The sequence below is a fragment of the Rugamonas sp. genome (genome assembly GCF_025354735.1).
GTDB lineage: Bacteria > Pseudomonadota > Gammaproteobacteria > Burkholderiales > Burkholderiaceae_D > Rugamonas.
In genome coordinates, this window is the sequence record NZ_JANXMI010000025.1 from 22,171 (window position 1) to 28,170 (window position 6,000).

At 66.8% G+C, this 6,000-nt stretch carries 5 protein-coding genes; all 5 read left to right on the forward strand.

Annotated elements, in window-relative coordinates:
- Nucleotides 1-255 precede the first annotated feature (255 nt).
- Nucleotides 256-1,467: an EAL domain-containing response regulator gene (locus Q0S71_RS02215; RefSeq protein ID WP_295990681.1), complete on the forward strand. Its 1,212-nt coding sequence runs from the start codon at nt 256-258 to the stop codon at nt 1,465-1,467.
- Nucleotides 1,464-2,495 (forward strand): response regulator, encoded by a 1,032-nt coding sequence (locus Q0S71_RS02220; RefSeq protein ID WP_295990685.1) that lies wholly within the window; start codon nt 1,464-1,466, stop codon nt 2,493-2,495. Before Q0S71_RS02215 ends, Q0S71_RS02220 begins: the two co-directional genes overlap by 4 nt.
- Before the next feature lie 24 nt (nt 2,496-2,519).
- A complete protein-coding gene (locus tag Q0S71_RS02225; protein WP_295990687.1) occupies nt 2,520-4,274 on the forward strand; it encodes a PAS domain S-box protein in 1,755 nt (584 codons plus the stop codon).
- A 53-nt stretch (nt 4,275-4,327) separates the two neighbouring features.
- Nucleotides 4,328-4,735, forward strand: coding sequence for a response regulator (locus Q0S71_RS02230; RefSeq protein ID WP_295990690.1), 408 nt, complete (start codon nt 4,328-4,330; stop codon nt 4,733-4,735).
- Nucleotides 4,732-6,000: response regulator (locus tag Q0S71_RS02235; RefSeq protein WP_295990692.1), on the forward strand; the 1,269-nt coding region annotated here is incomplete at its 3' end. The genes Q0S71_RS02230 and Q0S71_RS02235, both read left to right, overlap by 4 nt.

Sequence of the window (6,000 nt, forward strand, 5' to 3'; positions counted from 1 at the left end):
GGGCGGTAGACATGATAGTGACTATTTTCTGAAAAATAGCCTGAAATTCCGAAAAAACTCCCTGTTTTCGCCCCGATTTCACGTTTTTCCTCGATTTTTTCAAAAACTATTGGGTTGCGGCATGGCGCGCGCAAGCGGTGTATGCTCATGGTCGGGGAGTCGTCTTCGACCATCACGACAGCGCCAAATCACCGCGACGGTGTGGCGCCAGCCTGCTGGGGGCATTCCATCTCGTGGTATCCCAAAGGGGAATACATGGCCGCGCCTACTCAACTCAGGATCCTGGTACTCGACGATGAACCCTTCATGGTCAAGCTGCTCGTGCACATGCTCGAGCGGCAGGGTTGCGTGAATGTGGTGGCGGCCTCCGACGGCGCGGCCGCGCTCGCCATGGTGCGCGGCGCGGCGCCGCCCGATTTGATACTGTGCGACCTGAACATGCCGGAAATGGATGGCATCGAATTCATACGCATGCTCGGCCACGCCTACGCCGGCAGCCTGATCCTCGTCAGCGGGGAAGACCGGCGTCTGTTGCTGACGGCCGAAAAGCTGGCCGGCGCGCACCACATCCGTTTGCTCGGCCACTTGACCAAGCCGGTGTTGCCCGACCAGCTGGAGACCCTGCTGGGCCGCTGGCGGCCGGCGCCGCCGCGGCGCGCGCCGGCCGCCAGCGCGCCGTACACGGCCGAGGAGCTGGGCCTGGCCATCGAGCGTGGACAACTGCTCAACCACTACCAGCCGCAGGTGCGCGTGGCCAGCGGCCGCGTCATGGGCGTCGAAGCCCTGGTGCGCTGGGACCACCCGCGCGACGGCCTCGTGGGCCCCCAGTATTTCATCACGCTGGCCGAAGAACACGGCTTGATCGACGCGCTCACGCGCACGGTGTTGACGGCGGCGCTGGCCCAGGTGCGGCGCTGGTCCGACGCCGGCCTCGATCTGCGCGTGTCGGTGAACGTCTCGATGCTCAATCTGGACTCGCTCGACTTCTTCGATTTCATCACCGGCGAAAGCCAGAAGTTCGGCGTCGCGCCCGAGAACATCGTGCTCGAAGTGACGGAGACGCGGCTGATGCAAGACCCGCGCGCGCCGCTCGAGGTGATCGCGCGCCTGCGGCTGCGCCGCTTCCGCCTGGCGATCGACGATTTCGGCACCGGCCACGCCTCGTTCGCCCAGCTGCGCGACATCCCCTTCGACGAACTGAAAATCGACCGCGGCTTCGTCCATGCCGCCTGGACCGACGCCACCACCCACGCCATCCACGACGCCAGCGTCGGCATCGCCCGCAAGCTGGGCCTCGAGGTGCTGGCCGAGGGCGTCGAGGACGAGGACGACTGGCGCTACATCCAGCGCAGCGGCTGCGACCTGGCCCAGGGTTATTTTATCGCCAGGCCGATGGCGGCCGCCGCCGTGCTGGCCTGGGTGGGCGAACACCACGCGGCGCGGCGGGCGCTGCCGGCGGCGACGTGAAAGGGCGCCTGCCCTGCAGCGCCGGCAATATCCTGGTCGCCAGCGACAGCAACAGCGACGCCGTGCTCATCAAGCGCCTGCTGGGCGAGGAATTTTCCGTGGTCAATATCTCGCTCGACCCCGACCAGGCGGTCGAGGATTTTGAGCGCTATCTGCCGCAGGTGCTGATCCTGGCCTTCAACCGCATCGAAAATTCGGAACAATACTGCCTCGGCCTGTTTCGCGGCGGCGCCGGCAAAACGCAGCGCCATCCGCACCGCTCGATACTGTTGTGCGACAAGGGCGAGCTGCTGCGCGCCTATCAACTGTGCCAGCGCAATCTGTTCGACGACTACAATCTGTTCTGGCCGATGAGCCAGGACCCGCAGCGCCTGCCGATGTCCGTGCACATGGCGCTGCGCGAATTGAACGCGGCCAGCGCCAACGCGCCGCGCGCCGACGAGATGGCCGAGCTGGGCGCGGCGGCCAGGCACCTGGCCGAGCTCGATACCCTGCTGGCGCAGCAAGTGACGCTGGGACGCGAACGGATCCGCGACGATGCCAGCCTGGCCAGCTGGAACGAGGGCTTGCGCCACGCCGTGCAACCGTATATCGAGACGGCCACGGCGCTCCAGCAGTGGCTGCCGGCGCCACACGCGCCCGTGATCCTGGTGGTCGACGACGACGAGGTGGAACGCCACCTGATCGGCGCCATCCTGAAGGACGAACCCTACCACCTGGTCTATGTCGGCAGCGCGCGCGAGGCCCTGATCGTCCTGCGCACCGTGCATCCCGACCTCATCCTCATGGATGTGCAAATGCCCGACGTCGACGGCCTGGCGGCGACGCGGCAGATCAAGGCCGCGCCGCAGTTCGCCGCCGTGCCCGTCATTATGATCACGGGCAACAGCGAAACCCGGGTGGTGATGGACAGCTACCGCTCCGGCGCCACCGATTTCGTCGTCAAACCATTCGATCGGGACAAGCTGATCGCCCGCGTGGCCGCCGGCCTGCGCCACAAGGGCGCGCGCCCGACCACCCCGGCCTGACGCGCGCCCATCCGAAAGCCCACCATGCCACACAGTCTCTACCCGCCGCAGCACGGCCGCCCGCCCGCCCACGACGGCAGCATCGAATTCCACCGCCAGCAAACGCTGCTCAAGGCCGGTGCGCTGCAGGACGCCATTTTCAACAGCGCCAATTTTTCCAGCATCGCCACCGATGAAAAAGGCGTGATCCAGATTTTCAACGTCGGCGCCGAACGCATGCTCGGCTACGCCGCCGCCGACGTCGTCAACCGCGTCACCCCGGCCGACATCTCCGACCCGCGCGAGGTGATCGCCCGCGCCGCCGCCCTGAGCCTGGAGCTCGACACGCCGATCACGCCGGGCTTCGAGGCGCTGGTGTTCAAGGCCTCGCGCGGCATCGAGGATATCTACGAACTGAGCTATATCCGCCAGGACGGCAGCCGCTTTCCGGCCGTGGTGTCGGTCACGGCCCTGCGCAACGACCAGGACGGCATCATCGGCTACCTGCTGATCGGCACCGACAACACGGCCCGCAAGCAGGTCGAGGCCGAGCAGGCCCTGCTCGACCAGCGCCTGCGCGACCAGCAGTTCTACACGCGCTCGCTGATCGAATCGAATATCGACGCGCTGATGGTGACCGACCAGCAGGGCATCATTTCCGACGTCAACCAGCAGATGATGGCGCTGACCGGCTGCTCGCGCGACGAGCTCATCGGCGCGCCCTTCAAGAATTACTTCACCGATCCGGAGCGCGCCGAGGCGGCCATCAAGCACGTCCTGGCCGAGAACAAGGTGCGCGACTACGAGCTCACCGTGCGCGCCAAAAACGGCGACGAAACGGTGGTGTCGTACAACGCGGCGACGTTTTACAACCGCGAGCGCCAGTTGCACGGCGTGTTCGCCTCGGCCCGCGACGTCACCGAGCGCAAGCGCTTCGAGCGCACCCTGGAGGAAAACAATGTCGAGCTCCAGCACGCCAGCCGCATGAAGTCGGAATTCCTCGCCACCATGTCGCACGAGCTGCGCACGCCGCTCAACGCCATCATCGGCTTTTCCGAGGCGCTCAGCGACGGCATGATGGGGCCGATGAACAAATTGCAGAGCGAATATATCGGCGACATCTTCAGCAGCGGCCAGCATCTGCTGTCGCTGATTAACGATATCCTCGACCTGTCGAAGGTCGAGGCCGGGATGATGACGCTGGAACTGGAGGCGGTCGACCTCGACGGACTGCTCTCGAACAGCCTGGCCATCGTGCGCGAAAAAGCGGCGGCCCAGCACATCCAGCTCGAACTCGAAATCGGCCGCGGCGTCGAAGCGCCCCAGCTCGACATGCGCAAGACCAAGCAAATCGTCTACAACCTGCTGTCGAACGCCGTCAAGTTCAGCGCCAACGGCGGCAGCGTCACGCTCAGCGCGCGCCGCGTCGCGCGCGCCAGTGTCGGCACGCTGGCCGGTTCCTGGCCCGTCTACGGTTTCCCGCTGGCCGATGGCGAGGACCAGGAATTCCTCGAAATCTGCGTCAGCGACAGCGGCATCGGCATCGCCAAGGAAAACATGACCAAGCTGTTCCAGGCCTTCGGCCAGATCGACAGCAGCCTGGCGCGCAAATTCGAAGGCACGGGCCTGGGCCTGGCGATGGTCAAGCTGCTCGCCGAGCTGCACGGCGGCACCGTCGCCGTCGCCAGCTCGGAGGGCGATGGCGCCCGCTTCGCCGCCTGGCTGCCGCTGCACCGCCAGCCGCCGCCGTTTTCGCCGTTTTCGCCGCCATCCGCCGCCGCCGACCGGTCCGCCGCATGAACGGGCCGGGCCCCGCACGGCGCCCTCGTCAACACCAACGGCAAGGAGCCGCAGTGGCACGCATACTCATCATCGAAGACAACCAGGCCAATATGAAGCTGGCCACGCTGTTGCTCGGCAACGGCGGCCATGCCGTGCTGTGCGCCGTCGACGCCGAAACCGGATTGACGCTGGCGCGCGCCGACCAGCCCGACCTGATTTTAATGGACATCCAGCTGCCCGGCATGGACGGCCTGGCGGCGACCGCGCTGCTCAAGCAAGATCCGGCGACGGCCGCCATACCGGTCATCGCGCTGACGGCGATGGCCATGAAGGCCGACCAGGAAAAAAGCGAGGTGGCCGGCTGCGACGCCTATATCGCCAAGCCGCTGCGCTACCAGGAGCTGTACTCGACCATCGACGCGCTGCTGGCGAAGGCGGCGCAGCCGCCGTCGGCCGCGCCCACCGGCGACAAGCCATGAACACATCCGCCGCCACCATCCTGATCGTCGACGACGAGCCGCGCAACCGCAAGCTGCTCGCCGCCCTGCTGGCGCCCGAGGGCTACCGCACGCGCGAAGCGGACGACGGCGAGCAGGCGCTGGCCTCGATCGCCGCCCACGCGCCCGACCTGATCTTGATGGACGTGATGATGCCGGGCATGGACGGCGTCGAGCTGACCCTGCTGCTCAAGGCCGACACGGCCACCCGCAACATCCCCATCATCATGATCTCGGCCGACGTCGACCGCACCGCCCGGCTGGCCGGCCTCGACGCGGGCGCCGAGGAATTCCTGACCAAGCCGGTCGACCGCGCCGAACTGTGGCTGCGGGTGCGCAATCTGCTGCGGCTCAAAACCCTGGGCGACCATTTCCGCGCCCATGGCCTGGTGCTCGAGGAGCAGGCCCACGCCCGCGCGGCCGACCTGATGCACGCCACCAGCCGCAGCGCCGACCTGGAGCAGGCCAGCAAGGCGTCGAACACGGCCAACCAGGCCAAGTCCGGCTTTCTGGCGGCGATGAGCCATGAAATCCGCACGCCGATGAATGGCGTCATCGGCATGATCGACGTGCTCCAGCAGACCGACTTGAGCGCCCACCAGCTGGAAATGGTGGAATTGATACGGGTGTCGGCGTTCTCGCTGCTCGGCATCATCGAAGACATCCTCGATTTTTCCAAGATCGAAGCGGGACGGCTGGAAATCGAAAAGGCGCCGCTGTCGCTGACGGACGTGGCCGAGGGGGCGTGCGGCATGCTCGACCAGCTGGCCTCGAACAAGGAGGTCGAATTCACGCTGTACGTCGATCCCCAGCTGCCGCCGACGGTGGTCGGCGACGCCCTGCGCCTGCGCCAGGTGATGCTCAACCTGGTCGGCAACGCCATCAAGTTTTCCAGCGGACTCGATTACGCGGGGCGGGTCTGCGTGCAACTGGTGCCGGTGGCCTGGCGCGACGACGAGGTGACGGTCGAACTGCAGGTGCGCGACAACGGCATCGGCGTGGACGCCGCCACCCAGGCCCGCCTGTTTTCCTCGTTCGCGCAGGCGGACGCCTCGACCACGCGGCGCTACGGCGGCACGGGCCTGGGCCTGGTCATTTCGCGGCGCCTGATCGACTTGATGGGCGGCAGCCTGATACTGCACAGCGTGCCGGGCCAGGGCGCCACCTTCAGCGCGCGCCTGCCCTTCGCGCTGGCCGGCGGCGCGCCGGTGCCGCCGCCGCAGGAGAGCGCGGCGGCGGCGGCCGGA

Coding starts and splice junctions, on each gene's coding strand:
- Q0S71_RS02215 (WP_295990681.1), top strand. CDS start 256: ATGGCCGCGCCTACTCAACTCAGGATCCTGGTACTCGACGATGAACCC.
- Q0S71_RS02225 (WP_295990687.1), top strand. CDS start 2,520: ATGCCACACAGTCTCTACCCGCCGCAGCACGGCCGCCCGCCCGCCCAC.